We start from the raw sequence: 24201 nt of genomic DNA, 5'->3' as shown, positions 1-24201 counted from the left end.
ACGGGTCCGCGACGGGGCGGATACTGATGTATTCGTACCACATTGTTGCCGAATTGCGACAATTCCGCGGCGTCCTCAGCGGGGCGATGCGGCCCATCCACAGCGCAATGCCAAACCATCGGGAACGGAAGCCGGCTATTCCGGCTTGACCCGGTATGGACAGATCTTTCTCGCGATAATGGCTTCGGCTGTGCTGCTGCTGATCGTGGCCTCGGACCTGCTGGTCAATGGCCAAGGTCTGCAGGAGCGAGCTGATTTTGCCATGCTGCCGACATCAACTCGCCTGGTCAGATAAGGGGCGGCAGCGCGCCCTGCGGCCAAATGCCGGGATCGTCCCTTTTCAGCGGAACAATTAGGTCCGTCTCGGACTTCTGCTCACCGCGTCAGCCACAACGGCCAGCGCGATCCGGACAGGCTCAGCTCCGCTTTGGTAGGGGGAGCTGAGCCACCTCCGCGCAAACGCGTGTGGCGTTTGTCGCAAGCGAGCTATCCTCCGCTCCGATACACCTGAATATCGAGATCCCGGATCTTCTTGCGCAGCGTGTTGCGGTTGAGGCCGAGCAGGTCCGCGGCGCGGATCTGGTTGCCGCGGGTGGCCGCGAGCGCGGCCGTGAGCAGCGGCACCTCGATCTCCTTGAGGATGCGATGATAGAGGCCGGGCGGCGGCACGCCGTTCGGGAAGCCCTGGAAGTGCGAGGACAGATACGCCTCCACCGCGCCGCCGAGATTGTCGACGCCCTGCTGGACCGCCGCACCCGGACTGACCGTGGGTGGGGCGAGTTCCCCGTCGATGACGGAGCCGGTGATCACGTCCTGCGGATAGAGCGCCGCGAGACGCCGTGCCAAATTCTCCAGTTCGCGCACGTTGCCCGGCCAGCGGTGCTGCTTCATCCGTTCCAGCGCCAGGGTATCCAGCTTCTTCGGCGGCAGCCCGTCCTTCTCGGCCAGCGTGAAGAAGTGCCGCACGAGATCCGGCAGATCCTCGATGCGTTCGCGGAGCGGCGGCAGCCGCAATGGCACGACGTTGAGGCGGAAGAACAGATCCTCGCGGAACATGCCCTGCTGGATCAGCACGCGCAGATCCTTGTTGGAGGCCGCGACGATACGCACGTCGGTCTTGATCGGGGTGCGGCCGCCCACGGTGGTGTATTCGCCCTGCTGCAGCACGCGTAACAGACGGGTCTGCGCCTCCATCGGCATGTCGCCGATCTCGTCGAGGAACAGCGTGCCGCCCTCGGCCTGCTCGAACCGGCCGGAGGCGCGGGTGTTGGCGCCGGTGAAGGCGCCGCGCTCATGGCCGAACAATTCGGATTCGATGAGGTCGCGCGGGATCGCCGCCATGTTGACCGCGACGAACGGGCCGTTGCGGCGCTTGCCGTAATCGTGCAGCGCGCGCGCCACCAGCTCCTTGCCGGTTCCGGACTCGCCCGTGATCATCACGGTGAGGTCGGTCTGCATCAGGCGCGCGAGCACGCGGTAGATTTCCTGCATCGCCGGCGAACGGCCGACCAGCGGGATCGCCTCCATCTCGGCGTCCTCGTCCGGCGTCGAGACGCGCTCCTTCGGCTCGGCCAGCGCCCGGCCGACGATGGCGATCAGTTCTTTCAGGTCGAAGGGTTTCGGCAGATATTCGTAGGCCCCGCGCTCGGAAGCGCGGATCGCCGTCATGAACGTGTTCTGCGCGCTCATGACGATGACAGGCAGATTGGGCCGCATCTTCTTGATCCGCGGCAACAGATCGAAGGCGTTTTCATCCGGCATCACCACGTCGGTGATGACGAGATCGCCTTCCCCCTGGCTGACCCAGCGCCACAGTGTTGCGGCATTGCCGGTGAGTCTGACCTCATAACCGGCCCGGGACAGTGCCTGATTGAGTACGGTGCGGATGGCGGTATCGTCATCAGCTACGAGAATGCTACCTGCGGGCATCGTAAATCCTCATTTCGCCCCCTGTGACACAGGCGACGACTTCCCGGCAGAGTCGGCGCGACTGCTTTGATCGGCATGTTTCACCGATGTGGAATACATCGGCATCAGCACGCGGAAGGTGGTTTTGCGCGGCTGAGATTCGCATTCGATGATGCCCCCGTGATCGCCGACGATCTTGGCGACCAGCGCAAGTCCCAGCCCCGAGCCGGTCTGCTTGGTGGTCACGAAGGGGTCGAACAGGTTGGGCAGGAGATCGTCCGGCACGCCCGGTCCGTTGTCCTTCACGCAGAATTCGAGCGGCAAGGATACCCGGGATTTTTGACCGGGGACTGACAGGCGCACGCCGGGGCGGAAGGCGGTGGTGAGCTGGATCTCGGCGTCGGGCACATCGATCAGGGCTTCCGCGGCGTTCTTCACGAGGTTGAGGAACACCTGGATCAACTGGTCCTGGTTCGCCAGCACCGGCGGCAGCGATGGATCGTAATCCTCGATGAAGCGGATGTTGCGGGCAAAGCCGGACTGCGCCAGCCGCTTCACGTGGTCGAGCACGGAGTGGATGTTGACGGGGCCGCGCACCACGGGGCGCTCGTCGCCGAACACCTCCATGCGGTCGACCAGCGTCACGATGCGGTCGGCCTCGTCGCAGATCAGGCGTGTCAGCATGCGGTCTTCCGACGAGGCCTGCTGCTCCAGGAGCTGCGCCGCGCCGCGGATGCCGGAGAGCGGGTTCTTGATCTCGTGCGCCAGCATGGCGGCCAGCGCGATCACCGAGCGCGCCGCGCTGCGATGGGTAAGCTGGCGGTCCATCTTGTCGGCGATGGAGCGCTCCTGCAGCATTACCACGATATGGCCGGGCCGCTCGGTGAGCGGGGCGACGTGCAGATCGACCTGGCGGTCGCCGCCCATGCGCGGCGTGCCGAGATCGACCTTGTATTCGTTGACCGGCGAGTTCGACGAGCGCACCTGGTCGATCAGCGCCAGCAGAGGGCTGCCGAACGGGACCAGCTCCTTCAGTGACTGCCGCTTCAGGAATTGCGTCGAGATCTCGAAGAAGGCTTCGGTCGCGATGTTGGCGGCGACGATCTTGCCGTCCGGCCCGATCATCAACACGGGATTGGGAAGCGCATCCAGGATCGCGTCGCTGTCGGACGGGCGGCGATGTTCGGCGGCCGAGGTCATGCTGCAGCCCTCCACGCGAAATCGTCGAAGGCGTCTTGCAGCGATTGATGAACGAGGCGCGGATCTTCGGAGGTCAGGATCTTCTGGCGCCAGGATTTCAGCGTCTCGGCCGGCGCCCGGCTCGCCTCTGCCGCGACGTCGAGCGCCCAGCCCAGATGCTTGCGGGCGTGCCTGAGGCCGATGCGGAAACCATAGAGGGCACAGACGCCCTCATAGAGCGTGCGGACATAATGCAGCTGGGTCGCGAGCGAGGGCGCTAGTTCCTCCGCCCCACCCTTCAGGCGGCGGCCGATCTGGCCCGGAAGCCAGGGCTGGCCTTGCGCGCCGCGGCCGATCATCACGGCATCGGCGCCGGAGGCCTCGAGGGCGGCGAGCGCCTTGTCATAAGTGGTGATGTCGCCGTTGACCACGAGCGGAATGGCGATGGCTTCGCGCACGGCGCGGATCGCATCCCAATCGGCCTCGCCCTTGTAGAACTGGCTGCGGGTGCGGCCATGCACCGTGACGAGCTTGATTCCGGCGGCTTCCGCGCGCAGCGCCAGCTCCGGTGCGTTGCGCGTCCGATCGTCCCAGCCGAGCCGCATCTTCAGCGTCACCGGCACCTTCACCGCCGCGATGGTCGCCTCGATCAGGCTGACGGCATGGTCGAGGTCGCGCATCAGGGCCGAGCCGGACTGGCCGCCGGTGACGTGGCGGGCCGGACAGCCCATGTTGATGTCGATGATATCGGCGCCTTCGGCTTCGGCGATCCGGGCCCCCTCGGCCATCCAGTGCGTCTCGCACCCGGCGAGCTGGACCACGTGCGGGCCGATTTCGGTGGCTTCGCAACGCAACCGGGACCTCCGGTGCCCGTTGGCGAGCTCATCGCTCGCGGTCATTTCGGACACGACGAGACCGGCCCCAAGCTCGGCGGCCAGCTTGCGGACGGGCGAGTCCGTCACCCCCGACATCGGCGCCAGGAAGACCGGGGTGGCGACATCAATATCGCCTATTTTCAGCGGCTTAGAGCCGGATATTGCTGAACCGGTCACAGGGGTCTCGTCACTGGGCGGCGCCTCATCGCGCCTGCCATGACCTATCTTGCGCACAATTCTTGTGCAGTCAAGCGTCATGCCTACAGTTTAGACAATTCTGCAAATCTTGCAAGTGCAGTGCAGCAAAATGCTGTTTCCAACAATCCGGGGAAACCCCCTTTTTTTGCGGGCCTGCCGTGCTAGAGGCATGCGGCAATCACCCCACTCCCCCGACTCTTCATCATCAATTGAGTATTTGAGTCCTATGGCGAAATCACAGCGCACCGCAGTCGTCCTTGTCGCGGCCGGTCGGGGCTTGCGCGCTGGCGCCGGCGGGCCGAAGCAATATCGCGAGATCGGCGGCGTGCCCGTGATCTATCGCGCCATGGAAGCCTTCAGCCGCCACGCCGACGTGTTCGCGGTGCAGCCGGTGGTGAATCCCGATGACAGCGCGATGTTCACGGCCGCGGTCGCGGGGCTCCGGCACGAGCCGCCGACCAATGGCGGGGCGACGCGGCAGGCGTCCGTGCTTGCCGGCCTCGAGGCCCTGGTCAAGCACCGGCCCGATATCGTGCTGATCCATGACGCCGCCCGCCCCTTCGTCTCGGAAGGATTGATCTCGCGTGCGATCGAGGCGGCGAGCCGCACCGGCGCTGCGATCCCCGCCATTGCCGTCACCGACACGATCAAGCTCACGGGCGATGGCGGCCATGTCGAGGGCACGCCGGATCGCGCGCGGCTGCGAATCGCGCAGACGCCGCAATCCTTTCGTTTCGACGTCATCCTCGAGGCGCATCGTCGCGCGGCGAAGGACGGCCGCAGCGATTTCACCGACGATGCCGCGATTGCCGAATGGGCGGGATTGACGGTTGCAACCTTTGAAGGCGATGTTGCCAACATGAAGCTCACCACTCCCGAGGATTTCGTGCGCGAGGAAGCGCGCCTGGCTGCCCAGCTTGGCGATATCAGGACCGGCACCGGCTACGACGTGCACGCCTTCGGCGAGGGCGACCACCTCATGCTCTGCGGCGTGCGCGTGCCGCATACTAGAGGCTTTCTCGCCCATTCCGATGGCGATGTCGGCCTGCATGCGCTGGTCGACGCCATCCTCGGCGCGCTCGCCGACGGCGACATCGGCTCGCACTTTCCGCCGAGCGATGCGAAGTGGAAGGGCGCCTCCTCCGACCAGTTCCTGAAATACGCCATCGAGCGCGTCACCCAGCGCGGCGGCCGCATCGCCAATCTCGAGGTCACCATGATCTGCGAGCGGCCGAAGATTGGCCCGTTGCGCGACACCATGCGCGCACGCATCGCCGAGATCTCCGGCATCGACGTCTCGCGCGTCGCGGTGAAGGCGACCACCAGCGAGCGGCTCGGCTTCACCGGCCGCGAGGAAGGCATCGCGGCCACCGCGAGCGCCACCATCCGTCTTCCCTGGAGCATGTAGGATCATGGGCGGCAGCGACGCACGCGCCCTCTCCCGCTCGCTGCTCGATCTGTGCCGGATGCGCAAGCTGACGATCGCGACCGCTGAGTCCTGCACCGGCGGCCTTGTCGCCGGCGCGCTGACCGACATCCCCGGCTCCTCTGATGTCATCGATCGCGGCTTCGTCACCTATTCCAACGATGCCAAGCGCGCGATGCTCGGGATCGAGGCGAGCACGCTCACCAATTTCGGCGCCGTCAGCAAGGAGACCGCAACCGCGATGGCCGTCGGCGCGCTGGAGCGTGCCGGCGTCGATCTCGCCGTCGCCATCACCGGCATTGCCGGTCCCGGCGGTGCAACGCCCGGCAAGCCGGTCGGTCTCGTGCACTTCGCAGCAGCCGCGCGCGATGGCCGGATCATCCACCGCGAGCATCGTTTCGGCGCGATCGGCCGCACCGCCGTGCGTCAGCGCTCCGTCGTCGAGGCGCTGCGCATGCTGATGGACCTCGCCCGCGGCCCGCAGGCCGCGACCAAGCCGCGCGCCGCCGCAACCCGCCTGCGCCCGCGCGTCACCCGCTCGCCGCGGCGGCACGCGGTGAAGCGCAGGCCGACGCGGTCGCCACGGAGCTGACGCGCCTCACGCCACCGCGAGCAGCGCGCTGGCATGGTCGAGCACGCACTGCTTGACCGCTCCGACCTCCGAGGGTTTCGCCTTCGCGCTGACCGTCAATTCCAGGATCGGTGCCGCGGGATTGCCGACGTCGAGCACCTTTGTGACCGAGACCGTCGGTTGCGCCTGGTCGTCGATGCGAGAGTCGTTGCGAAGCTCCTCGAGGATGCGATCCGCAAGCGTATTGGCCACGCCGGCCGGGACCGGAAAAGCCACCTTGACCTCTCCCGTGCCGGGGTAGGCGCTGTGGTTGATGATGGCCGCGCCCCACACCTGCCCGTTGGGCAACAGGATCTGCGTGTTGTCGGGCGCGACCAGCTCGGTCATGAACAGCGACAGCGACTTCACCTTGCCCGCCTTTCCGGCCACCTCGACGTCGTCGCCGATGTGAAAGGGCCGGAACAGCAGCAGCATCACGCCGGCCGCAAGATTGGAGAGCGTGCCTTGAAGCGCGAGGCCGATGGCGAGTGATGTCGCGCCCAGCACGGCGACAAGGCTCGCGGTCTGGATGCCGAAGAGCTGGAGCACGGCGATGCCGACCACCGCGAGCACGCCGTAGCGCGCAAGACTGCCCACGAACAAGGTCACCAGCGGGTCGACGCGGTGCGTGACGTTCAACAGGCGTGTGACGAACCGCTGCATCGCGCCGGACAGATACCAGCCGATCGCGAGCAACAGCACCGCATAGATCGCGTTCAAGCCATACAGGACGAGCGAGGCCTTCAGCGTGTCGAAATTGATCGTCATGGCAGCTCCAACCCGGACAATCCGTACTGAACTCGCGGCAGTGCGAATTGATCCCTCGTGGCGGCCGAGGGGAACACGGCCCGACACTCCCGATCTTAAGGACTACGACGAGGCCAGCTTCGGTCGCCCGTAGATCGCATCCGCCCGCTTCTCGAAGGCGGTGGAGAATCGCGCGAAGGCGGCATCGAACATCGAGCCCATCAACAGTGCAAGCATGCGGCTCCTGAACTCGTAGGACAGGAAGAACCCGACGTCGCAGACGCCATCGCCCTGCTCTTGGCCTTTGGGCTCGAACGTCCAGCGGTTTTCGAGATTGCTGAAAGGGCCTTGCAGATACTCGACGAGAATTTTCAAATTGGCGCGGTCGAGGCTCACCCGGCTGGTGAAGGATTCCTTGACCAGCTTGAACGACACCGTCATGTCAGCGACCAGCACCTCGGTGCCGTCGGGCTTGGCCATCCGTTGGCGCACCTTCAACGCGCTGCACAGCGGCACGAACTCCGGATAGCGCTCGACGTCGGCGACCAGATCGAACATCTCGGAGGCGCTGTGATTGACACGGCGCTTGCTCGAAAATTTGGGCATGGCGGTTCAGCGGGCGGTCGCGGCCCGCGCGGCCTTCAGTCTCGCGAAATCCTCGCCGGCATGATGCGACGAGCGGGTGAGCGGGCTCGCCGACACCATCAGGAAGCCCTTGGTATAGGCAACCTTCTCGTAGGAGGCGAACTCGTCCGGCGGCACAAAGCGCATCACGGCGTGGTGCTTGCGGGTCGGCTGGAGATACTGGCCGATGGTCAGGAAATCGACCTCGGCCGAGCGCAGATCGTCCATCACCTGCTGCACCTCGTGGCGCTCCTCGCCGAGGCCGACCATGATGCCGGACTTGGTGAAGATGGTGGGATCGAGTTCCTTGACCCGCTGCAACAGCCGGATCGAGTGGAAATAGCGCGCGCCGGGCCGCACCGTGAGATAGCGCGACGGCACGGTCTCGAGATTGTGGTTGAAGACGTCGGGCTTGGCGGCAACGACCACTTCGAGCGCGCCTTGTTTGCGCAGGAAGTCGGGCGTGAGGATCTCGATCGTGGTCGAGGGGCATGCCGCGCGGATGGCGCGGATGGTCTCCGCGAAATGCTGGGCGCCGCCATCAGCGAGGTCGTCGCGGTCGACCGAGGTGATGACGACATGGGCAAGGCCGAGCTTGGCGACGGCCTCGGCGACGTTCTGCGGCTCCGCCGCGTCCAGCGCATTCGGCAGGCCGGTCTTGACGTTGCAGAAGGCGCAGGCACGGGTGCAGGTGTCACCCATGATCATGAAGGTGGCGTGCTTCTTGTCCCAGCACTCACCGATGTTCGGGCAGCCCGCCTCCTCGCATACCGTGTGCAGGCCGTTGGACCGCACGATGTTGCGGGTGTCGGCATAGCCGCGGGTATTGGGGGCGCGCACGCGGATCCAGTCCGGCTTCGGCGGGGAAGCGGAGTCAGGCCGGTTCACCTTTTCGGGGTGGCGCGGGCGCAGCGGGTTCGAGATGGTATCGACAATAACGACCATGGGGTGTCCGGTCTGTTCAGGTCCTACCTAGTCGGTCTGGACAGGCATCGCAACCCGGCTCGCACCGCTTCAGGGAACATGGCAGATATGGGCAATATCCTGCTCTGTTCTCAAGCGATTCTCACCTCGAATGGCTCCAACTCCGAAGACATCAACACCGCGGCTCGGCAAGCCGCTCAAGCGTGCCTTTTTCGGCCGCAGCGTCCACGAGGTCGCGCCCGACCTGATCGGCGCGACGATGCTGGTCGACGGCGTCGGCGGCATCATCGTCGAGGTCGAGGCCTATCATCATACCGACCCGGCGGCGCATTCTTATCACGGGCCGACGGCGCGGAACCAGGTGATGTTCGGCCCTCCCGGCTATGCCTATGTCTACCGTTCCTACGGCATCCACTGGTGCGTCAATTTTGTCTGCGAGGAGGAAGGCTCGGCGAGCGCCGTGCTGATCCGCGCGCTGGAGCCGACGCATGGCTTGGCTGCGATGCGCCGCCGCCGTCATCTCCAGGATTTGCAGGCGCTCTGCTCGGGCCCGGGCAAGCTGACCGAGGCGCTCGGCATCACCATAGCGCACAACGCCCTGCCGTTGGACCGGCCGCCGATCGCACTGCATGCGCGGACGGAGGACGTCGAGGTCGTGACCGGCATCCGGATCGGCATTACCAAGGCGGTCGAACTGCCCTGGCGCTACGGAGTCAGGGGCTCGAAGTTTCTCAGCAAGCCGTTTCCGAAATAGGGACAGAGCCCATTCCACTTCGCTGGAAAACGCTTCAGGACGCCTGCTTCAGCCGTTCCATGGCTTCGAGCAGCTTGGTCTTGCGTGCCAGCGCGGCCTCGCGCTTTTCGCGCTCCTCCTCGACGACCTCCTCGGCCGCGTTGGCGACGAATTTCTCGTTCGCCAGCTTGGATTCGGCGCGCTTGATGTCGGCGTCGGCCTTGCCGATCTCCTTGTCGAGACGCGTGCGTTCGGCGGCGACGTCGATCACGCCCTTGAGCGGCAGCGCGGCCACCTCGCCGCGCACGAGCAACTGAACCGCACCGTCGGGCGCACGGTCGGCGAAGGAGATGTCCGACAGCCGCGCCATGCGCTTGATGACATCGGTCCAGCGCGGCGCGCGCTCCTTCGTTTCAGTCGATGCGCCGGCGAGCACCAGCGCCGTCAGCGTCGCCGGCGGGATGTTCATCTCGGCGCGCACCGAGCGGATCTGAGTGACGAGGTCGATGACCCAGCCGATCTCGGCCTCGGCCGCAGGGTCAGTGAAGTCGGCATGGTCGAAGATCGGCAGCACCCAGGCCGGCGAGATGAGCGGATCGATCGGCCCTGTCGTCGCCGCAAGCATCGCAAGCTGCTCCGGTGTCGGCTCGTCCCGCTTCAGCGGCCACGGCGCCAGTGCGAGCAGGCCGTCGCGCTTCGCCGTCACCTCCCACAACTCTTCGGTGATGAAGGGCATGAAGGGGTGCAGCAGCTTCAGGATCTCGTCGCGCGCCCAGGCGACCATGGCGCGGGTCTCGTCCTTGGCGGGACTGTCCGGGCCAAGCAGCACGGGCTTGGCGAGCTCGACATACCAGTCGCAATAGACGTTCCAGACGAAGCGATAGATCGCCCCCGCGGCATCGTTGAAGCGATAGGCTTCGATCGCCTCGGTCACCTCGCGCGTGGTGTGCGCGCTCTCATGCGCGATCCAGCGGTTCAGCGTCTCCTTCGCTTTCGCAGGCTCGAAACCATCCGGCACGGCGCAGTGGTTCATCTCGGCGAAGCGGGACGCATTCCAGAGCTTGGTCGCGAAATTGCGATAGCCCTCGACGCGGCTGGTGGCGAGCTTGATATCGCGCCCTTGCGCCGCCATCGCGGCCAGCGTGAAGCGCAGCGCGTCCGCGCCGTATTCGTCGATCAGGCTGAGGGGATCGATGACGTTGCCCTTCGACTTCGACATCTTGGCGCCCTTCTCGTCGCGGACGAGGGCGTGGATGTAGATGGTCGAGAACGGCACCTCCTTCATGAAGTGCAGGCCCATCATCATCATGCGGGCGACCCAGAAGAAGATGATGTCGAAGCCGGTCACCAGCGCGTTGGTCGGATAGTAGCGCTGCACCTCGGGGGCGTCTTCGGGCCAGCCGAGCGTCGAGAACGGCCACAGCGCCGAGGAGAACCAGGTGTCGAGCACGTCCTCGTCGCGCGTGATGAAGCCTTCGCGCTTGTTGCGGTCGAGCGCCATCTCGCGGCCCTGCTCGACCGTGATGACCTCCTGCTCGACGTAGTAGCCGAGCGCGTGGCTGACGGCCTCCTCCTCGGTTTCGGCGACGAACACCTTGCCGTCAGGGCCGTACCAGGCCGGAATCTGATGGCCCCACCAGAGCTGGCGCGAGATGCACCAGGGCTGGATGTTCTCCATCCATTCGAAATAGGTCTTTTCCCAGTTCTTCGGCACGAAGGAGGTCTCACCCGAGCGGACCGCCGCGATCGCGGGTTTCGCGAGTGTCTTCGCGTCGACGTACCACTGGTCAGTCAGGTACGGCTCGATCACGCTGTTCGAGCGGTCGCCGTGCGGCACCATGTGGGTGTGCGGCTCGATCCGCTCGACGAAGCCGAACGATTCCAGCCGCTCGACGATGCGCTTGCGCGCGACGAAGCGATCGACCTTGTGGAACTCCTCAGCGAACTGCGATGCGCCTTCGGGCAGGTCGCGCAGATAGTCCTCGTTGTCGACGAGATCGAGGCAGCCTTCCCTGTCGATCACGCTGATGCGGCGCAGGCCGTGGCGATTGCCGACCTCGAAGTCGTTGAAATCGTGCGCCGGGGTGATCTTCACCGCGCCCGAGCCCTTTTCCGGATCGGAATAGTCGTCGGCAACGATCGCGATCTTGCGGCCGACCAGCGGCAGGATCACGTTCTTGCCGACGAGCTTCTGATAGCGCTCATCCTCGGGATGCACGGCAACGCCGGTGTCGCCGAGCATGGTCTCGGGGCGCGTGGTGGCGACGACGATGAAGGTCGAGAGATCCTCGGGATTGAAATTCCTGCCCTCGATCGGGTAGCGCAGATACCAGAGATGGCCCTTGACCTCGGTCTGCTGCACTTCGAGATCCGAGATCGCGGTCAGAAGCTTGGTGTCCCAGTTCACCAGCCGCTTGTCCTTGTAGATCAGCCCCTCGCGGTGCAGTTCGACGAACACCTTGACGACGGCTTTCGACAGGCCCTCGTCCATGGTGAAGCGCTCGCGCGACCAGTCGCAGGACGCGCCGAGCCGCTTGAGCTGGTTGATGATGGTGTCGCCGCTCTCGGCTTTCCACTGCCAGACCCGCTCCAGGAATTTCTCGCGCCCCATCTCGCGCCGGCTGGGCTGCTGGCGTTCCATCAACTGCCGCTCGACCACCATCTGGGTCGCGATGCCGGCATGGTCGGTGCCGGGCTGCCACAGCACGTCACGGCCGCGCATGCGCTCGAACCGGCACAGGATGTCCTGCAGCGTGTTGTTGAGGGCATGGCCCATGTGCAGCGAGCCCGTCACGTTCGGCGGCGGGATCACGATGGTAAACGGCACGGCGTCGCGGCGGTCGGGACGGCCGGCCTTGAAGGCAAGGCTGTCCTCCCACACCACGGACATGCGGGCTTCGATATCGGCGGGCTGGTAATTTTTTTCGATCATGGGGTCGTTAGAAAGCCGCGTGGGCGGATCAAGTCAACGGGAAGCTCAGCGGCAAAGGGCATTCGGCCCGGTCCGCAGGCCGAATATGCAACGGGAGCAGGGCTATATCGGGGCCGAACCGCCGGTCTCAGCGGCCGCCGCGCGAGACCCGCTCGATTTCGGCCTTCACGATGCGTTCAACCAGGCCCGGCAAATTGTCGTCGAGCCAGGATTTCAGCATCGGACGCAGCATCTCCTTGACCAGATCCTCCAGCGTCCGCGCATTGCTGCTGAGCACCGTATGGGCCAGGGAGTTGAAGGCGGATTCGACCGCCGAGACCGTCGACTGCGCGAGCATGGGCTGCTGCGGCGGCAGCGGCGGGGCGTCGAAATCCACCGGCGCATAGGACGGCGGCGGCGTTGGACGCGGCGGAGGCGATTCGGCGAATTCGAGATCGTCGCGCGGCTCGACCTTCCGGAAGCTCGGTGGCGGCGGAGGCGGTGTCGGATCCATCGCCATCTCGTCGGTCAATTCGAGCACGTCGGGTTCGGGCTCAGGTTCGGGTTCTGGCGCACGGACCTCGGGCGCAGGCGTGGCCGCATCGAGCCCTGCCAGCAGCGCGTCGATGTCGTCCTGGTTGTTGGACGCATCCGCCGCAGGCGCGGGTGGCGGCGCTGGAGCGGGCTTTGCAGCCGGTGGCGGCACGGGCTTCTCGGCGACAGGCTTGGCGGCGGCGGGAGCGACCTTGGATGGCGGAATGTCGTTCATCGCCTGCGGCTTCGGCTGCGCGGCCGGTGCCGCGGCTTTCTCGGGCTTGGCGGTCTCAGCCGGCGGCGGCTTGGCCTCATCGTCGGCAATGATGCGCCGGATCGAGGCCAGAATCTCCTCCATCGAGGGTTCTGTGACCTTTGCAGGCTGCGTCATCTCCGACTCCACATCATCAACGCCCTCGCATGCGCTGTTTTACACCAAGCACGACAGGATTGGCCGGTTCCGCAACGGGAGCCCCGACATTTTCGTCGCGGCAGCCCGACTTGTCCCCAGATCACGGCTCAACGTGCAGCGGTGCGCCCCTGCCCCCGGCACTCGAGCTTTACGCATACGGCATCAACGCGGGGCGAATCGACCCGCATTGTCTCGGCAAGGCTATGTCAGGGATTTTGATGATTGCAAGCAAAGCACCGATCGGCCTCGGCTATTCGCGAGGCCGACCGGATGACTACGGGGAATCAGCGCCCGTCAGGCGTACGCACGCCGGCCCAGCTGTCGCGGACCTGATGGTAGTGAACGCTCGCATCATAAACCGTGGTCGAAAGGCCGAGGACCTGCGGCGTGAGACGGCCGACGGCGGCGAGGACGTTGTAGGATGCGACGACACGGTCGTGCTGCGCGGTCACCAGCGCCACGCGCGCGTTGACCAGCGCCTGCTGCGCGTTGAGCACGTCGAGCGTGGTACGCTGGCCGGCCTTGGCTTCTTCGCGCACGCCGTTCAGCGCGATCTCTGACGCCGTCACTTGCGCTTGGGCGGATTGCACCTGCGCCTTGCCGGCCTGCAACGAACCCCACCACTGGACGATGGTGGCGCGGGTCTGATCCCGCGTGTTTTCAAGGTTGAGACGTTGCTGCGCCAGGTTTTCCTTGGACTGGCGGATCAGCGAATATTCGCCGCCGCCCTGATAGATCGGAACCGAGATCTGCGCCACCGCGGACGCGGTGAATGCCCGATACTGGATCAAGGATTGCTCGTAGGCTTGGCTCGCGCTCGCCTGCAGGGTGACCGTCGGCAGCAGAGCGCCCTCGGCGACCTTGACCTGCAGGAAGTTGACGTCGATGCCGAACATGGCGGCCGTGACGTTGGGATGCTCGACAAGGCCGAGCTGGACCGCCGTGGCGAGCGTCGCGGGCAGGAAACGATCGACAGGCGAGCCGGGCGCCAAGTTCGTCGGCTCGTTGCCGATGATGCGGCGGAAGTTCGCACGGGTCGTATTGAGGTTCGATTCGGCAGTCAGAGCCTGCGTTCTGCCGGCCGCCAGCTGTGCTTCCGATTGCGCTACGTCGGTGCGCGTGACTTCGCCGACGTTGAAGCGGTCACGGGTCTGCTTGAGCGTCTGCTCGAGCACCCGCACGTTGCTGCGCTGGACTTCGAGCGTCGCCGCGTCGCGCAGATAATCCATGTAGGTCGTGGCGGCCTGGAGCAGCACGCTTTGATCGAGACTGCGCAACGCCTCGCGAGCGCCGGAAACCTGACTCTCCGCCGCGCGCGTCCTGTTGGCGGTCTGGTTGCCGTTGTACAGCGTCTGGGAGGCAGTCAGTCCGACGCTTCGGGGAATGCCCGTGCCGTTAACGGGATCGCTGGTAGAGGCACTCTTGAAGTCCGAGTACTGGTAACCGCCGCTCGCCGTCAGCGAGACCCTGGGGCGATAACCGGACAAGGCCTGCGGCACGTTTTCGTCAGTCGAGCGCACCTGGGCACGCTGTGCGTTGAGCTGCGGATTGTTCTGATAGGCGCGTACCAGCGCAGACTCGATCGTATCCGCCAAGGCAGGCGTCGGCCCGGCAAGTGCGAGCAACAGGACCGAAACCGCAGCTCCGGTGAAGAGCTTCACCCCATGCATCCCAAAAATTCCGTTCATTCTAACGCCCGGCTCGTGCCCGCGAGCTGAGTACCGTCTACGAGTGGAGTCGCTGCCCCGCCGCAACATAGGACGCGGTCAAGCGCGACGGAACCACCTGAGGGTAGTTCTCGGTGGAAACTCTTCACGTGCAGCATCCCGGCCACACTTCTGATTCAGAACGGGATTTTAGCTGGTTTTGGGCTGTCAGAAGACGAAGGCGGCCGCCCGCGCCAGGCCGGGAAGGACCGGAGCGGCAGCGTCGAACAGGGTTCGATGGCCGAATTCACCGTGGGTACGGGTCACGATCATGGCCCGAGGGGGCCGAGATTCGGCCGAAACCCCCACCAGACGCCCGCCCTCCTTGAGCTGCCCGAGCAGCGCCCCCGGCATAACCTCGGCAGCGCCATTGAGGATGATCACGTCATAGGGAGCGGCGGTAGGATCGCCTTCGGTGCAGGCTGCGGCCTTGCAGGTCACATTGGCGAGCCCGAGGGCTGCAAAGGCATCCTTGGCCTTCGCGGCCAGAGCCGAATCGCATTCCGTTGCGGTCACCTGCCGTGCCAGCCTGGCCGTCAGCGCGGCGAGATATCCCGTGGCGCAGCCGACCACCAGCACGTTGTCACCCTCGCCGATTTCGGCGGCCTGAAGCAGCTTGCCGGTCAGTTGCGGCTTGATCAGGAAGCGCTTGGCTGCGCCCTCGCTCACGTCGAGGTCGAGGTCGAGATAGGCCAACGCCTGCCGGCCGGCGGGCACGAAGGCCTCGCGCGGAACCGTGAGCATGGCATCGAGAACACGACGATCGGTGACGTCACTGGTGCGCACCTGGCCATCGACCATTTTGAGGCGCGCGGTCGAGAAACCGGACATTTGCGGACCCTGCAATGCGGCAATGCCGCGAACCAAAGTTGGCGGCATCTTTGGAACATGCCCGGCCAAAACGCAACACGGCCATTGGCCTTCGAGACCAAGGCTTCCGCATCTTACCGCAGCCCCGGGGCCGGAACGATTATTCGATTGCGACCGCAAGGCGCCCGATCAGAGCCGCGACCTCGTCCAGCCGCGCCGAGTCGGGTGTCTCGACCGCGCGCGCCAGGCAGGCGAGGCATTCGTCATCGCTGAGTTCGGGAATGTCGGCCGGCAGAATCGAGGGGGCCATGTGGTCGACCTGGATGTCTCGCATGGGAATCAGCTCCGTAAAAACCCGGCACTTGCGAAGCTCGATTTCAATTGAGTCGATTTGGCGCCGCCCACATGGCGCGACGACGCCCATGCACACATCCGCTTGAACGCGATTCCAGTCGGGGATCGAGGGGCGCTGCTTAGAAATCAGTCCAACGAGGTTGTGTGCCGCATGAGGGCGCGACCATATCTCATTGAATTTGCAGCAGGATTTGGCTCCCCGGGCTGGATTCGAACCAGCGACCATCCGATTAACAGTCGGATGCTCTACCGCTGAGCTACCGAGGAAAAGGCGAACCAGTCGTTCGCGCGCGGCTGCGTATAACAAAGCCGCTTGCGCTTGCAAAGGACGAATTCGTCATCGTCCGAACGTACTTGAGGAAGGACCGAACGGGGCGATGCCAGCCGGCGCTATTCCGCGAGGAACGAGGTGGTCTTGGTGCCGGGATCGTAGCGCAGCCGAAGCGCGGTCATCTTGCAGAGGTTGACGTTCTTCCAGAGCACTGCCTCGTCGTAGCTCTGCCAGTCGACGCGGATGTTCCAGACACAGCCCTCGTCGTCCTCGTCGAACTCGACATAGGTGCTGGCCTGGTTCTGGAGCACCTTCTCGAGCTCGTTGTCCCACTCGTCCAGGCCGTCATCCGGCGCGTTGAAGCCCAGGAATTTGATGGCATAGCCGGTCTCGTTGACGACGGTGACGTTGCGGGCGTCAGCCGCGAATGACGGCATGGCGGCGATCGAAAGACCAATCGCGATCAATCCAGACAGAAAATACTTCATGTGAAAATCCTCCGATCGAAACAGGCCTCGGCGCCTGGCGTCGATCGGCGCAGGCGCCGCGGCAACCCGATGCGTTGCCTCCAGACACGCCCGGAGCGCGATCGAAAGGTTCAGGACACGACCGATCTGCACTCCGGGACGTTTGCGCGACGCGAGACGCGCCCAGCCTGTTTATCGTTTCGAATTCTCCGCAGCAATGAACGGGCATTCATAGGTCGGCGGCGTCTGTCTTTCCCGGCGCCCGCGCCGGTACGGCGGCGCCGTTGCTCTTCCCGGTCACGGCGCCGACCAGCGCCTGCACGGGATCGTCGCCGGGCGCAAAGCCGCTCTGGCGCAGGATCTCGTCGATCATCGGACGCAGCGCGTGCACCTTGAGCAGCTCGCCGGCGAGCCCTTCACCGAAGCCGACATTGCCTCCGCCGGCCCCGTTGCCCCCGAATGCGCCGCCGGTGTGCAGGATACGGACGTCCTTGAGGTTGGCGATGGGCTTGACCATCTCGGCCAGCGCCGCCGGCATCGTCTCGATCCGCTTCTTGGCGATCTCGAAGTCGATGACGTTGCTGCCGAGCTTGTTCTGCGCCTCGTTTTTCATGGTGATGACGGCGGCCTCGGCCTCACCGATGTTGCGGACGCCCACGGCCTTGATCTTGTTGGATTCGGCTTCGGCGGTGGCCAGCGTCTTGACGGCCTCGGCGCGATCGAGCGAGGCCTTCTTCTCGGCCTCGGCCGCGACGATCAGCTCGGTCGATTTGCGCTCGGCCTCGGTCCGCGCGGCGAGCACCTGAGTGAGACGGGCGCGATCGGCGACCTCGACGGCCCGCGCGGTGACGACCTTTTCCTCCGCCGAGACTGCGAGCGCTTCGGCGGTCTTGGCTTCGGTGACGGCTTCCGAGGTCTCTTTGCTCTTGGCCGCGATCTGGATCTCGTTCTCCTGGGTAGCGATCTGGATCTCGCGCTGCGCGTCGGTCTTGCGCTTGTTGATCGCCAGATCCGACTCGATCACCGCGGTTTCCTTGACCTGCTTGGCGCCCGCCTCCTTCTCGGCAACGGCACGGTCGGTGTCGATCCGGGCATTTTCCTCGGTGAGGCGCGCCGTCTGCGTCGCGGTCGCGACCTCGGCCCGGGTGCTCGCGGTCTTGTTGGCGATGTCGCGCTCCTGGGAGAGCTCGGCTTCCTTCTTGGTCCGCTCGATGCCGAGGGTCTGCTGGCGCGCCTCGAGGTCCTTTTGCGCGATCGCCACCTCGTTGTCGCGCACGATGGCATTGCGGTCGCGCCGCCGGGTCTCGGTGACCGTCTTGAGTTGGGTGAGACCTTCAGCGTCGAAGAAGTTTTCCGGGTTGAAGAACTTGACGTCGGTCTGGTCGAGCTTCGTGAGCGACACGGATTCGAGCTCGAGGCCGTTGGATTTGACGTCGGACTCGACTGTCGCCTGCACGTGCTTGACGAAGTCCGAGCGCTTCTCCTGGAGCTCGAGGATGCTCATGGTCGCCGCCACCGAGCGCAGGCCGTCGACGAATTTCGCCTCGACCTGGTTGCGCAGGGCCTCGGCGTCGTTGGTCAGCGCACCCAGCGTCTGGCTCGCAAGCGCGATACTCTCATCGTCGGGGCGGACGCGCACATAGAATTCGGCAACGATATCGACGCGCAGGCGGTCCTTGGTGATCAGGGATTCCCGCTCCTTGCGTTCCACGGTGAGCCGCAGCGTCTTCAGATTGACGCTGGCATAGGAGTGGAAGATCGGCAGGATCATGGCTCCGCCGTCGAGCACGACCCTTTTGCCGCCGAGTCCGGTGCGCACGAAGGCTTCGTCACGCGTGGCGCGCTTGTAGAGGATGGTGAAGACGATCCCGAGGACGACGATCAGCGCGACGCCGATCATGGCCGGGACTGCGATGTCGAACATGACTTTCTCCAATGAATGATCTAGCTGCTGCTTAGAGGTGGCTTGGACGGCTTGAGTTCATCGTCGGCCTTCACCGCCACGAAGCGGGTGCCGTCGCGATCGACCAGGAGAACCAAGGTTCCCTGCGGCAACGGTGATGATGAAGGTGCTGCGACCGCCGAGACGAAGTGACGGTTGCCGTGGATGTCGGCGACGCTGACGCGTCCGGGCGGACCCTGGTCCAGCGGGCCGATGACGACCTCACCGATGCGGCCGACGAGATCCCCCAAGCCGACGGCGTAGGTCTCGTCCTTGGGAATGACCCGCGCGATGACCCTGCTGGCGGCACGGACCAGCGGAACCGAGACCACGACGGCCCCGACGGAGGCGAGCGTCGCCGGCAAGGGGCCGGCCACCATCCGCGCGATGTCCTGGATCAGGAAGCCGGTAATGGAGAAGGCGCCGAGCAGCAGCAGCAGGAAGATCAAGAGCGGCACGCCGCCGGCATTGATCCAGGAGATGGCGCTGATCACGCCATTGTCGCTGGGGTGAGCGAAATCGATGTTGGTGCCGAGCATTTCGCTCAGCGAAGCTCCGACCAGCATCGAGATTGCCTCGATCGAGCCGACAATGACGATCATGGCCGCTGCGATCGCGAACGGCCTGACCTCCGGGGACATGACGTGTTCGAGCAGAGCGCTCATGACACGGCACTCAGGAGCCCGACTTCAACCGGGCCAGCCTCGCTGCAATTTCCCTGTCGCGATGCAACGTGCTGAGCTCGTCGATGTCGCTCGAATACGGGATGCCCGGCGGCACACCGGTGGCCCGCGCCACCGCCCTGCCCGCCCGCAACGCCTTCGCCGCCGCAGCGCTGCCGCCCGGTTTGCGGGGCGACGTCGAAGCCTGCTGGCTTGCGACCGCCTCGCTCTTTTCGAGGTCGGCGCGGCGCTGCTCGGCGTCCTGGAGGGCCGATAGCACGGCACGGAGGGACGTGACGGACTGCTCGATCTTCTCGTTGTTCTCGTCGATCGCCCGCGAGAGCACCTCGAATTGCGCCTCCAGGTCCATCTGCCGTGCAATCCCGGCGCGGGCGAGATCGTCGCGGCCATCAGCGATCGCGCCCTCGATCTTGGCGGCAAGATCGGTCATCGCGCGCTCGATCTCGCTGCGACGCGCGTTGAGACGGTATTCCTCGGCCCGCGCGGCCGCGAGCGCATCGCGCGCCTCGCTCTCGGCGCGCTCGATCTCGCGGATGGCCTGTCCGACCACCTTCAGCTTGTTCTTGCCTTCCGCCTGCTCGATCGCGTCATAGGCGATTCCGGCGATCAGGCGCCCGACCCGGGACAGGAAATTCTCGGGAGCGGCAGCGATGCTATCCATGGCGTTCTCCTCCTCTGGCAGACTGTTCGGCGTGACGCCGTAGTGAACTTCGAAACCGTCATCGGTGCGGATCAGGCGCGCCGGCACGCTATGCCCCCAGCCTTCGACGTAGCCCGCATAGTCGAACGGCACGCTGAAGCGCCCTTGCACGGTCGCAATCGAAATGGTGGCCGGCCCCTTGATCTTGGCGAGCTTGTCGTCGAGCGGCAGACGGCGGCCCTGCGCCGCGCGATATTCGGTGCGGTCACGCAGACCTAGCGTCACCAGGCGCGACGGCAGCGCGGTCTGTTTGCGGATCTGGTCATAGGCGTGGGCGTGCAGGAGCACGACGTTGGAACCGACATTGTGGCTCCGCGCCACCTCATCGAGAATCTCCATCATGCGGTCATAGGCCCTGAACGTCGCCTCCAGCGCGGCCTTGGCGGCCGGATCGGGGGCAAGCCTGTAACGCAGCGCGGCCGGCGCGTTTCGGGGGGATTGGCTCATGATAAGCACTAAAGCACCATTTTGGTGCTTTAGAAAGGACGGATGCGATCACGTTCCGCTGATCCTTATGCACTCTATCGATTGGTCGTCGTGGCCCGGGCGCGCGTTCAAGCCGGCCTATCACCGGTCGATCAAGACTTCTTGCACGCGTAGGTTGCAATTTGATATAATGCGGTAGCATTCGGCAACGACACCCGTCTGCTCGCAGTCCCGGACAAGCTGCCATGCCAAAGGCTTTGCAGCGGATCACTTCGTGCTGTAGGGGCACGAGAACATAGGTCCGCGTCCTCGCGGCTCATCTCGCCCGAGTTTTGCTTCATCTCATCACCCTCTTTGTCAGAGGGCGCAGGGAAGACCGGATGCCGGCTGGCACCCGCGGTCCACTGTGCGAAGCGCGTGCTGAACAAGCTGCACAGCGGCATACAGGTGAAGCCAAACAACCGGCCTTCCCTGCGCAGTGGTTTGACGGCTTATGCCGAGCTCTCCCCGGGGAGCGATGCACTATTGCCCCCGTCGCCTTGCAGATGGCTGACGCGCGCACCCGGTCGGGCCGCCACATCACCGCAAGACTTGACGCACAGACCCCGGGCGTCAGGACGACACGGTTTTGCCGTACGCTGATTGCACCGGTCGTGTGCGCGCGGGCCGTCGCTCACGGTTGCCCGCCCTGCGATGCCTCTCGCGCCGATGCTGCCAGCGTCCACCACGGCTCACCCCGCGTTTCGTGACGATCGCGATACGCCCCTCTGACTGGGGTGAGGTGGCGAGACATTGCGACAAATCAGAAATTCTGTAAAGGCGAATATTTTCGCGCGCGTGCATTGCCCCAGGGATAGGGTGTTTTGCCTGTCGGGCAACGCAAGGGCTTGTAGGTGCGTGGGTGGATTGCAGCCACCGTCTGCCGCGCGCAGTTGCAGGTCTAATCCACTCCAAGGACTCTCACGGCCGCCGGCACACGAGGTCGATCTCTATCAGCGCGTCATAGGCCAGCCCGGTGACGCCGACACAGGTGCGGGCCGGCAGCCGACCGGGCGCGAAGTACATGCGATAGGTCTCGTTCATCGCGGCATAATCGTCCTTGAAGCGCGTCAGATAAATCCGCGTCATGACGACATGCTCGAGGCCGAGATCGAGGCCGGCCAAGACCAACTTCAAATTTTCCATCACCGCTCGGGTCTGCGCGACGATGCCGTCGGGCAAGGCGCCCGGCGCTTGCGGCGTATCCGGCATCTGGCCGGTGACGAAGACGAAGCCGTCGGTTTCCACCGCGTGGCTGAAGGGTGCGACCGGCTTCGGTCCGCCGCTGATCATGTGGAATTTCACCTGGGTGTCCTTGTCAAGGTTCGTTCTGAAACAGGCGCTTGCTGATGATGGCATGTACGCCCCAATTGCCGTCGACCACCTGCGTGACGCCGAAATCGACGGCCGCCGACATCAGCGCGATCGCCTCGTCTTCGCTGAGGCCTTTGACGTTCATCAGGAAGCGCCGCATCTTGCGAAAAGCGTCTTTCATGGCGAGGTCGAGCGAGGACTTGGCGTAGACCTCGCTCTGCCCCTGCGCGCCGAATTCCGCGAGGTAGTTGGGATGGCTGAATCCGGTCAGCACCCAGTCGGTCTCGGTCTCGATCAGGGGATAAGAGAGATCGGCGAAGGGACGGCCGGCGAGATCGGCCTTCTTGTGCAGGATCACCTCGAAGGTACCGGTCATCGAGCATTCGATCGCGGTGCCGCTCAATTCGCCGTCGCCCTGTGCGGCGTGAGGATCCCCGACCGACAGCAACGCGCCGGGAACGGAGACCGGAAGATAGACGGCCGCCCCCTTCCCGAGCCGCCAATTGTCCAGATTGCCGCCGAAATAGGATGGCGGGACGGCATCGACGAAATCGACCTCGCGCGGCGCCACTGCGATCACGCCGAAGTGCGGACGCAGGGGAATTTTGACGCCGTCGAGCACGGCATGGCGGCGCTTGATCGTGGCGGGTGCGACGGGAACGCCGGGATAGTCGTAGGTGGTGTGCACGACGCCGAAGGGATCGGTCTGCGGCTCCCAGCGGTAGGAATAGAGCGCGCGGGCGTGCGGCAGCTCGGCGTCATCGAAGATCTCATAGATGGTGACGACTTCGCGCGGCTTGGGACCGCCGAGAAACTCGTTGTAGTGATAGCCCCACCACGCCGCGACCGAGGAGCCGAATACACGGCCCGCATGGCTCGGATTGCGGCTCGCGCGCGGCACGATGTCGAGGATGCGCACCTCCAGGACGTCGCCGGGCCGGGCGTCCTTCACCGCGACGGGCCCGGTGCAGATGTGCACGCCAAATCCCTCGCCGGCACCGCGGCCGAACACGCTCGCATCCATGGGCCCTGCGCCGCGGCGGTCGACGTTCTTCTTGTCCCGCGTCCAGCCGAACACGCTTTCTGCGGCGGCATCGCCGGCGATCATCAACGCAGGATCGTCGGAGGCGTGCTGCGTCAGCGTCTCGATGGTGATGATGTCGCCCGAGGCGATCTCGATCTGCGGCGGCAGCGAGCGGCTGAAATAACCCCAATGAACGCGGTTGGCTTCGACCGGGAGATGGTGATGCTTACGCCCCGCGGGCGTCCGCTCCTCGGCGCCGGGACAGGCGACACTGGTGCGCGCCTGCACGCTCTGATGCGCCCGCGGTTGCGCCAGTGCCTCTTGCGGCCAGCCGCGCTGACCGGCGACCCCGTGCTGTGCAGTCGCTCGTTCCGCCTCCTGCTGGCGAAACTCGCGCGGTGGCAGACCGAAGCGATGGCGGAAGACGCGGCTGAAATGCGCGGAGTCGCCAAAGCCATAGGCGTACGCGATCTCCGAGATCGAGCGATGCGCCTCGGTCGGATTGGACAGGTCGGCCCAGGCGCGCTGAAGACGTCGCTCGCGAACGTAGTGGGTGAAATTGTCGCCGACGGTTTCGAACAGCTTCTGCAAGTAACGTTCGGAAATGCCCTCGGCTTGCGCGACACGCGCCGGCACCAGGTCGGGATCGTCGAGGCGACGCTCGATGGTCTGGCAGATCCGGTGCAGCAGCGCAGTCTGCGTCGCACTGGATCCAGCATCGGAACTCGACGCCACCAGCTGATGCGCGAGCGTCAGGAGAAGATCGGCAAGCGACTGCGCGAGCGAACTCCATTCGGCATCGCTCAACGTGTCGAGCGTGCGCGCGGTCGCGTCCAGCAAGCGCGCGAACACGTCGGCGAAGCCGCCGGGTGGAACGACGCGCGGCTCGCCGAGCCGTGGCTTGCCCGAGAGGCGTCCGCGCAGCGCCTCCGACGTCAGCGACAGCACGATGGCGCGCATGTCGCGCTGAAACACGATGCTCCAGTCCCCGCTGCGCGGCAGGAGCACGAGATGACCGACAGGAACGATGCGGTGTCCACCGGCGCTCTTCAGCACCATGCCGTCCTCAACCGGCATCAGCGCGATCGGAAGGTCTTCATTCGCCTGCGGGAGGGGACCAACGCTCTGCGCGCCCGCGGCCATGCGCGTCAGCGCGACACCTGCGACGTGACGATGACAGGCGGTCGCGTGCCCGTCGAAGAAGGAATGCCCGCCTGCCGGCTGCAGGCCGACCGCCGCCAGCACGTCCCGCCAGGCTTCGGGGCGGTCGTCTTGCGCGTAGGACTCGCTCGTGAACGGGCGAAAGCTCATCGGATCGACCCAGATTGCGGTCGATCGAAGCAACCTCTGTGCCAAACGCACGCCGTCGTCCGTCGCCGCGACG

20 protein-coding genes and 1 tRNA gene are annotated in these 24201 nt (G+C 65.2%); 3 read left to right on the top strand and 18 right to left on the bottom strand.

Going from position 1 to position 24201, the window contains the following annotated elements:
- Positions 1 to 486: 486 nt before the first annotated feature.
- From ntrC to dusB, 3 genes are read right to left on the bottom strand one after another with little or no spacing between them, the layout of a single operon-like run.
- Positions 487 to 1929 carry a nitrogen regulation protein NR(I) gene (ntrC, locus tag RX330_RS20025; RefSeq protein ID WP_212085272.1) on the bottom strand — a complete coding sequence of 481 codons (1443 nt, stop codon included), beginning with the start codon at positions 1927 to 1929 and terminating at the stop codon, positions 487 to 489.
- A 9-nt stretch (positions 1930 to 1938) separates the two neighbouring features.
- Entirely contained in the window at positions 1939 to 3108 is a 1170-nt protein-coding gene (locus RX330_RS20020; protein WP_212085270.1) for a two-component system sensor histidine kinase NtrB, read from the bottom strand.
- Positions 3105 to 4106, bottom strand: coding sequence for a tRNA dihydrouridine synthase DusB (dusB, locus tag RX330_RS20015; protein WP_317243936.1), 1002 nt, complete (start codon positions 4104 to 4106; stop codon positions 3105 to 3107). The genes RX330_RS20020 and dusB overlap by 4 nt, the downstream gene beginning before the upstream one ends.
- A gap of 280 nt (positions 4107 to 4386) precedes the next feature.
- On the opposite strand from dusB, the gene RX330_RS20010 reads away from it, so the two are divergent.
- Both RX330_RS20010 and RX330_RS20005 read left to right on the top strand, forming a co-directional pair.
- Complete coding sequence (locus tag RX330_RS20010) at positions 4387 to 5568, top strand: bifunctional 2-C-methyl-D-erythritol 4-phosphate cytidylyltransferase/2-C-methyl-D-erythritol 2,4-cyclodiphosphate synthase (protein ID WP_317239520.1); 1182 nt, start codon at positions 4387 to 4389, stop codon at positions 5566 to 5568.
- Positions 5569 to 5572: 4 nt separating this feature from the next.
- Positions 5573 to 6178, top strand: coding sequence for a CinA family protein (locus tag RX330_RS20005; RefSeq protein WP_317239519.1), 606 nt, complete (start codon positions 5573 to 5575; stop codon positions 6176 to 6178).
- Between the two features lie 6 nt (positions 6179 to 6184).
- Here the strand turns inward: RX330_RS20005 and RX330_RS20000 are convergent, their stop codons facing one another.
- From RX330_RS20000 to lipA, 3 genes are all read right to left on the bottom strand, one after another.
- The gene (locus RX330_RS20000; RefSeq protein ID WP_317239518.1) at positions 6185 to 6964 is read right to left on the bottom strand and encodes a mechanosensitive ion channel family protein; all 780 of its coding nucleotides are present in this window, start codon (positions 6962 to 6964) and stop codon (positions 6185 to 6187) included.
- A gap of 102 nt (positions 6965 to 7066) precedes the next feature.
- Positions 7067 to 7549: a type II toxin-antitoxin system RatA family toxin gene (locus RX330_RS19995; RefSeq protein WP_212085255.1), complete on the bottom strand. Its 483-nt coding sequence runs from the start codon at positions 7547 to 7549 to the stop codon at positions 7067 to 7069.
- A gap of 6 nt (positions 7550 to 7555) precedes the next feature.
- Entirely contained in the window at positions 7556 to 8512 is a 957-nt protein-coding gene (gene lipA / locus RX330_RS19990; RefSeq protein ID WP_317239517.1) for a lipoyl synthase, read from the bottom strand.
- Positions 8513 to 8642: 130 nt separating this feature from the next.
- Between lipA and RX330_RS19985 the strand changes: the two genes are divergently transcribed.
- Positions 8643 to 9245 carry a DNA-3-methyladenine glycosylase gene (locus tag RX330_RS19985; RefSeq protein ID WP_317239516.1) on the top strand — a complete coding sequence of 201 codons (603 nt, stop codon included), beginning with the start codon at positions 8643 to 8645 and terminating at the stop codon, positions 9243 to 9245.
- Positions 9246 to 9279: 34 nt separating this feature from the next.
- Here the strand turns inward: RX330_RS19985 and RX330_RS19980 are convergent, their stop codons facing one another.
- From RX330_RS19980 to RX330_RS19925, 12 genes are all read right to left on the bottom strand, one after another.
- Positions 9280 to 12156, bottom strand: coding sequence for a valine--tRNA ligase (locus RX330_RS19980; RefSeq protein WP_317239515.1), 2877 nt, complete (start codon positions 12154 to 12156; stop codon positions 9280 to 9282).
- A 127-nt stretch (positions 12157 to 12283) separates the two neighbouring features.
- On the bottom strand, positions 12284 to 13060 hold the full coding sequence (locus RX330_RS19975; protein ID WP_317239514.1) for a PopZ family protein: 777 nt from the start codon (positions 13058 to 13060) through the stop codon (positions 12284 to 12286).
- 305 nt (positions 13061 to 13365) lie between these two features.
- Positions 13366 to 14751 (bottom strand): TolC family outer membrane protein, encoded by a 1386-nt coding sequence (locus RX330_RS19970; protein ID WP_212087241.1) that lies wholly within the window; start codon positions 14749 to 14751, stop codon positions 13366 to 13368.
- Positions 14752 to 14955: 204 nt separating this feature from the next.
- Positions 14956 to 15618 carry a protein-L-isoaspartate O-methyltransferase family protein gene (locus RX330_RS19965; RefSeq protein ID WP_212085230.1) on the bottom strand — a complete coding sequence of 221 codons (663 nt, stop codon included), beginning with the start codon at positions 15616 to 15618 and terminating at the stop codon, positions 14956 to 14958.
- 139 nt (positions 15619 to 15757) lie between these two features.
- Positions 15758 to 16021: a hypothetical protein gene (locus RX330_RS19960; protein ID WP_317239513.1), complete on the bottom strand. Its 264-nt coding sequence runs from the start codon at positions 16019 to 16021 to the stop codon at positions 15758 to 15760.
- A 122-nt stretch (positions 16022 to 16143) separates the two neighbouring features.
- Positions 16144 to 16218 (bottom strand) — tRNA-Asn (locus tag RX330_RS19955).
- A 123-nt stretch (positions 16219 to 16341) separates the two neighbouring features.
- The gene (locus RX330_RS19950; protein WP_317239512.1) at positions 16342 to 16710 is read right to left on the bottom strand and encodes a hypothetical protein; all 369 of its coding nucleotides are present in this window, start codon (positions 16708 to 16710) and stop codon (positions 16342 to 16344) included.
- 208 nt (positions 16711 to 16918) lie between these two features.
- Positions 16919 to 18613 (bottom strand): flotillin family protein, encoded by a 1695-nt coding sequence (locus tag RX330_RS19945; protein ID WP_212085226.1) that lies wholly within the window; start codon positions 18611 to 18613, stop codon positions 16919 to 16921.
- A gap of 20 nt (positions 18614 to 18633) precedes the next feature.
- A complete protein-coding gene (locus RX330_RS19940) occupies positions 18634 to 19296 on the bottom strand; it encodes an OB-fold-containig protein (RefSeq protein WP_317239511.1) in 663 nt (220 codons plus the stop codon).
- A 10-nt stretch (positions 19297 to 19306) separates the two neighbouring features.
- A complete protein-coding gene (locus tag RX330_RS19935; protein ID WP_317239510.1) occupies positions 19307 to 20470 on the bottom strand; it encodes a PspA/IM30 family protein in 1164 nt (387 codons plus the stop codon).
- A 930-nt stretch (positions 20471 to 21400) separates the two neighbouring features.
- Positions 21401 to 21784, bottom strand: a complete 384-nt coding sequence (locus tag RX330_RS19930; RefSeq protein WP_212085214.1) for a RidA family protein — start codon at positions 21782 to 21784, stop codon at positions 21401 to 21403.
- Positions 21785 to 21797: 13 nt separating this feature from the next.
- Positions 21798 to 24128 (bottom strand): acetamidase/formamidase family protein, encoded by a 2331-nt coding sequence (locus RX330_RS19925; RefSeq protein ID WP_317239509.1) that lies wholly within the window; start codon positions 24126 to 24128, stop codon positions 21798 to 21800.
- Between the last annotated feature and the right edge of the window lie 73 nt (positions 24129 to 24201).

It is taken from the genome of Bradyrhizobium sp. NDS-1 (genome assembly GCF_032918005.1).
Lineage (GTDB): Bacteria > Pseudomonadota > Alphaproteobacteria > Rhizobiales > Xanthobacteraceae > Bradyrhizobium > Bradyrhizobium tunisiense.
Note: the sequence above shows the minus strand (reverse complement) of the source record. Positions and strands in the feature narration are given on the sequence as shown.

What these genes read in the sequence shown, in the direction of transcription:
- ntrC (WP_212085272.1), bottom strand. Translation starts at nt 1,929, where the DNA reads ATGCCCGCAGGTAGCATTCTCGTAGCTGATGACGATACCGCCATCCGC.
- RX330_RS20020 (WP_212085270.1), bottom strand. Translation starts at nt 3,108, where the DNA reads ATGACCTCGGCCGCCGAACATCGCCGCCCGTCCGACAGCGACGCGATC.
- RX330_RS20010 (WP_317239520.1), top strand. Translation starts at nt 4,387, where the DNA reads ATGGCGAAATCACAGCGCACCGCAGTCGTCCTTGTCGCGGCCGGTCGG.
- RX330_RS20005 (WP_317239519.1), top strand. Translation starts at nt 5,573, where the DNA reads ATGGGCGGCAGCGACGCACGCGCCCTCTCCCGCTCGCTGCTCGATCTG.
- RX330_RS20000 (WP_317239518.1), bottom strand. Translation starts at nt 6,964, where the DNA reads ATGACGATCAATTTCGACACGCTGAAGGCCTCGCTCGTCCTGTATGGC.
- RX330_RS19995 (WP_212085255.1), bottom strand. Translation starts at nt 7,549, where the DNA reads ATGCCCAAATTTTCGAGCAAGCGCCGTGTCAATCACAGCGCCTCCGAG.
- lipA (WP_317239517.1), bottom strand. Translation starts at nt 8,512, where the DNA reads ATGGTCGTTATTGTCGATACCATCTCGAACCCGCTGCGCCCGCGCCAC.
- RX330_RS19985 (WP_317239516.1), top strand. Translation starts at nt 8,643, where the DNA reads ATGGCTCCAACTCCGAAGACATCAACACCGCGGCTCGGCAAGCCGCTC.
- RX330_RS19980 (WP_317239515.1), bottom strand. Translation starts at nt 12,156, where the DNA reads ATGATCGAAAAAAATTACCAGCCCGCCGATATCGAAGCCCGCATGTCC.
- RX330_RS19975 (WP_317239514.1), bottom strand. Translation starts at nt 13,060, where the DNA reads ATGACGCAGCCTGCAAAGGTCACAGAACCCTCGATGGAGGAGATTCTG.
- RX330_RS19970 (WP_212087241.1), bottom strand. Translation starts at nt 14,751, where the DNA reads ATGCATGGGGTGAAGCTCTTCACCGGAGCTGCGGTTTCGGTCCTGTTG.
- RX330_RS19965 (WP_212085230.1), bottom strand. Translation starts at nt 15,618, where the DNA reads ATGTCCGGTTTCTCGACCGCGCGCCTCAAAATGGTCGATGGCCAGGTG.
- RX330_RS19960 (WP_317239513.1), bottom strand. Translation starts at nt 16,021, where the DNA reads ATGGGCGTCGTCGCGCCATGTGGGCGGCGCCAAATCGACTCAATTGAA.
- RX330_RS19950 (WP_317239512.1), bottom strand. Translation starts at nt 16,710, where the DNA reads ATGAAGTATTTTCTGTCTGGATTGATCGCGATTGGTCTTTCGATCGCC.
- RX330_RS19945 (WP_212085226.1), bottom strand. Translation starts at nt 18,613, where the DNA reads ATGTTCGACATCGCAGTCCCGGCCATGATCGGCGTCGCGCTGATCGTC.
- RX330_RS19940 (WP_317239511.1), bottom strand. Translation starts at nt 19,296, where the DNA reads ATGAGCGCTCTGCTCGAACACGTCATGTCCCCGGAGGTCAGGCCGTTC.
- RX330_RS19925 (WP_317239509.1), bottom strand. Translation starts at nt 24,128, where the DNA reads ATGAGCTTTCGCCCGTTCACGAGCGAGTCCTACGCGCAAGACGACCGC.